Origin of the sequence: Zoogloea sp., from assembly GCF_044344315.1 — a bacterium.
Lineage (GTDB): Bacteria > Pseudomonadota > Gammaproteobacteria > Burkholderiales > Rhodocyclaceae > Zoogloea.
Window position 1 is genome coordinate 1 of record NZ_JBIJDC010000184.1, and the last position, 3763, is coordinate 3763.

The window sequence follows — 3763 nt, forward strand, 5'->3', positions numbered from 1 at the left end:
GGGTGTCGGCACCGGCGAAGGAGCGGTCGGTGACCAGCACGGCGTCGTCTGCACCAAAGGAGATGCACTTCTTCAGGGCGTCCTCGGCCTGGGGCGGGCCCATGCACAGCATGGTCACCTTGCCGCCGAACTTGTCCTTCAGGCGCAGGGCTTCTTCCAGGGCGAACAGGTCATAGGGATTGACGATGGCCGGTACGCCCTGGCGCATGATGGTGTTGGTCACCGGATGGACGCGGATCTGCGCCGAATCCGGAACCTGTTTGATACAGACGACGATGTGCATGGCGGCTGTCCTGTCGGGTTAGGTGGCGGAGGGGAGGGTGGCGCGTAGGCTGTCGAGGCTGACCTGCTGGCGGCCGTCGGTGTCCTGGAACACCTTGAACACCTTTTCCTGGGCCGGGGTGGAGCGCACAAAGTCTTCGTAGGCGGCGACCAGGTGGCTGCGGTAGCGACCGAACAGCTCGCTGCCCGACAGGGTGCTCAGGTCGGCGTCCCGGCGCAGGTACTGATAGAAGCGCTTGAGGATGTGCAGCCGGCTCACATGGACCACCTTCTGGTCGAAGGGCACGGCAAAGAAGTGGAGGAATTCCTCTGCGGAGGAGAGCTTGGCGAGTTCGCCGGTCAGTTCGTTCATGGCGTCAGGCTCCTGGTGCGTTGTGGGCGGTGGCCTTCCAGCTACCGTCAAAGGTGGGTTGCGAGCAGGTGTCGTCGCAGGTGCGACAGGCGCCTTCGGCGGTGGTGGGTTCGCCCTTGAGGCTGGCGATTTCCCGTTCCATCTGGGCGATCCGGTCGAGCAGGCAGCCAATGGCCTTGCCAACCGGGTCGGGGATCTGGTGGTGGTCCAGGTCGATGCCGTGGGCGATGCGCCGGCCTTCCATGGGCAGTACCATGCGCCCCGGGATGCCGACCACGGTCATGCCGGGGCGCACGGCGTCGATGACCACCGAGTTGGCCGCCACCCGGGCGTTGTCGCCCACGGTGATGGGGCCGAGGATCTTGGCGCCGGCGCCCACCACCACCCCGTTGCCGAGGGTTGGGTGGCGCTTGCCCGGGTTCCAGGTGGTGCCGCCCAGGGTCACGCCGTGATACAGCGTCACGTCATTGCCGATCACCGCCGTCTCGCCGATCACCACGCAGGCGCCGTGATCGATGAAGAAGCGGCGGCCGATGACGGCCCCCGGGTGGATGTCCACATTGGTTACGAAGCGCGCCAGGAAGGACAGGGCGCGGGCGGCGTAGCGCCAGTCGGCGCGCCACAGGCGATGGGCGACCCGGTAGAGCATCAGGGCCTGCACACCGGGGTAGATGGTGAGCAGCTCCAGGGTGTTGCGGGCGGCCGGGTCGCGGGCAAAGACGCAGGCCACGTCCTCGCGCAGGGTGCTGAAGAAGCCCGGCGTGGCGCCCTCGGTGGCGACGCTGTCGGCGAGGATCTTCATGTCGGGTTCCCTGGGGCTCATGATGCGCTGCCCTCACAACGGCTGACTTCGAGGAGGAAGCGCGCCAGCTCTCCGGCGGAAGGGGAGCGCTTGGTGCAGGTGGCGTGGTCGCGGATGCGTTCGAGCAGGCTGTGGGCCTCGTGGTCGGACACCAGCACGCCGAGCTGGGCGTAGGCGGCAATCACCGCCCGGGAGCCGGAGTGCTTGCCCAGCACGGTGCGGTGGCTGCGCCCCAGCTCGGCCGGGTCGAAACCCTGGTAGGTGCGCGGGTCCTTCAGCAGGCCGTCCACGTGCAGGCCGGCCTCATGGGTGAATACGGCCTCGCCGACGATGCTCTTGTTGGCGGCGACGGCGCGCCCGGAGGCTTCGGCAACCAGGGCCGAGATGGCCGGCAGGGTGTGGGTGTCAATACCGCAATCGATACCGTGCAGGTGGCGCAGCCCCATCACGATCTCTTCCAGCGGCGCGTTGCCGGCGCGCTCGCCGAGGCCATTGACGGTGGTGTTGGCGTGGGTGGCACCGGCCCGGAAGGCCGCCAGGGTGTTGGCCGTGGCCAGGCCCAGGTCGTCGTGGGCGTGCATCTCGATGTCGATGTCCACCCGGCGGCGCAGGGCGGCGATGGCGTCGTGGGTGGAGAAGGGATCGAGGATGCCGAGGGTGTCGGCGTAGCGTACCCGTGTGGCACCGGCCCGCTGGGCGGCCTCGGCAACCTGGGCGAGGAAGGATGGGTCGGCGCGGGACGAGTCCTCACAGCCCACCGACACGGCGTAGCCCATGTCGCGGCCCTGGCGCACGTAGCGCCCCACCCGTTCCAGCACCCATTCGCGGCTGCGCTTGAGCTTGGTGGTGATGTGGATGTCGGACACCGGGATGGAAAGGTTGAGGGTGTCCACCGGGCACTGGCGGGCGGCGGCCAGATCGGTGTCGGTCATGCGACACCACACCATCAGGCTGGCCGGCAGGCGCATGCGGGCGATCTCGCCGATGGCCTCGATCTCCACCGGCCCCATGGCCGGAATGCCGATCTCCATCTCCTGGACACCGACATCGGCGAGGGCCTGGGCGATGGCACATTTCTCCTCGACGGTGAAGGCCACGCCAGCGGTCTGTTCGCCGTCGCGCAGGGTGGTGTCGTTGATGGTAGGCAGCGGGTTCATGGTCGGTGGTGTCCTTTCACTACCTGACCAGCAAAGGCCGTGCCATGTGCGGGATTGTTATTTATATTGCTGATTTTTAAGTGATTTTTGTTTTTGGGTGGTGCCTCGGAAAACGAGGAAAAGCGCGGCTGTCGCCTTTGTCGGATTTCGCACAGGTAGGGACGGGGGGCTGTTGTGGGGTCGAGTTCATTCGCCCCCACGGGGAGGATGGGGCTTGGCGTGATCGACGCGCGATGGGCGACTGAAGTCGCCGCTACAGGGGGAGACCGTATCGACCGTCAGACGACGCGTCGAACTGAGGAAAGCAGGATGAGCTCGACCCCACAGGAGAGGCCGCACCGGCCGGGCTGCAGGGTGTTAACATGCAGTGGCATCTTTCTTCATCCATTTGTTCTCTTGCTCAGGGGGGTTGTTCATGAAGATCAATACAAATGTTTCCAGGTTGGCGGCGGGAGTGGTGTTGGCGGCGGGGCTTCCCGTCCCGGCCTTTGCCCAGGTGATCGTTTATGGGCCGGCCGCTACGTCCGTGCCGACCCTGTCCCAGTGGGGCATGCTGATTCTGGCGGTGCTGTTGGCGATGGCTGCGGTCTACACGACGCGCAAGTCGGGCAACCGGCTGCTTTCGGGGCTGCTGGCAATATTGGCCCTGGGTGTGGGGGTGCAAGGTACGCCGGTGGGGAGCGTGCAGGCTGTTTCCGTGCCGACGATGGTGGTGAATACCGGCGGGACCATCGATCTGAGTGAGTATGGGCCGTCGATCATCGACGTTCCCATCAATGGCCACCCTTCCATCCCGATGCGGATTCTGAACGTGACGCCGCCGAGTGCGGCGACAACCCTCAACCCGACTTGCGCCGTGGGCTTGGTGGTGAACGTCGGTCAAACCTGCTACTACACCGAGCCCGTGGCTCCGGCTCCGTGACAAGGGTGCCGGAGCAGTTCATCGGCGCATTGTCCTGAAATGGGAGAGCGCGCATGTGTTTCGCACGCGCGCTCCCCATCCATCCCTTGCGTCCCTCGGGTATTCTCCAGAATCCGGTTCGACGCAGCACCGCAATTGCCTGCAAGCCGTGATGTGACTTCAGGCGGAGAAACGCCGCTGGAAGGAGGTCTTCCTCCGTCCAGCGGCGTTTCGTTTGGCGTGACCCGGCTGGCGCCGGCCCTCAGCCG

The 3763-nt window shown here is 66.0% G+C and carries 5 protein-coding genes; 1 reads left to right on the plus strand and 4 read right to left on the minus strand.

All coding sequences use genetic code 11. The features are described from left to right. From ACIQ09_RS21850 to nifV, 4 genes are all read right to left on the minus strand, one after another. Window positions 1–283: electron transfer flavoprotein subunit beta/FixA family protein (locus ACIQ09_RS21850; RefSeq protein WP_398314477.1), on the minus strand; the 283-nt coding region annotated here is incomplete at its 3' end. A gap of 18 nt (window positions 284–301) precedes the next feature. Beyond that, on the minus strand, window positions 302–634 hold the full coding sequence (gene nifW / locus ACIQ09_RS21855; protein ID WP_398314479.1) for a nitrogenase stabilizing/protective protein NifW: 333 nt from the start codon (window positions 632–634) through the stop codon (window positions 302–304). A 4-nt stretch (window positions 635–638) separates the two neighbouring features. After that, complete coding sequence (cysE, locus tag ACIQ09_RS21860; RefSeq protein WP_398314481.1) at window positions 639–1457, minus strand: serine O-acetyltransferase; 819 nt, start codon at window positions 1455–1457, stop codon at window positions 639–641. Further along, complete coding sequence (gene nifV / locus ACIQ09_RS21865; protein WP_398314483.1) at window positions 1454–2593, minus strand: homocitrate synthase; 1140 nt, start codon at window positions 2591–2593, stop codon at window positions 1454–1456. Before nifV ends, cysE begins: the two co-directional genes overlap by 4 nt. A gap of 415 nt (window positions 2594–3008) precedes the next feature. On the opposite strand from nifV, the gene ACIQ09_RS21870 reads away from it, so the two are divergent. Continuing rightward, on the plus strand, window positions 3009–3515 hold the full coding sequence (locus tag ACIQ09_RS21870; RefSeq protein WP_398314485.1) for a midcut-by-XrtH protein: 507 nt from the start codon (window positions 3009–3011) through the stop codon (window positions 3513–3515). The last annotated feature ends 248 nt before the right edge of the window (window positions 3516–3763 follow it).

What these genes read in the sequence shown, in the direction of transcription:
- nifW (WP_398314479.1), bottom strand. Translation starts at nt 634, where the DNA reads ATGAACGAACTGACCGGCGAACTCGCCAAGCTCTCCTCCGCAGAGGAA.
- cysE (WP_398314481.1), bottom strand. Translation starts at nt 1,457, where the DNA reads ATGAGCCCCAGGGAACCCGACATGAAGATCCTCGCCGACAGCGTCGCC.
- nifV (WP_398314483.1), bottom strand. Translation starts at nt 2,593, where the DNA reads ATGAACCCGCTGCCTACCATCAACGACACCACCCTGCGCGACGGCGAA.
- ACIQ09_RS21870 (WP_398314485.1), top strand. Translation starts at nt 3,009, where the DNA reads ATGAAGATCAATACAAATGTTTCCAGGTTGGCGGCGGGAGTGGTGTTG.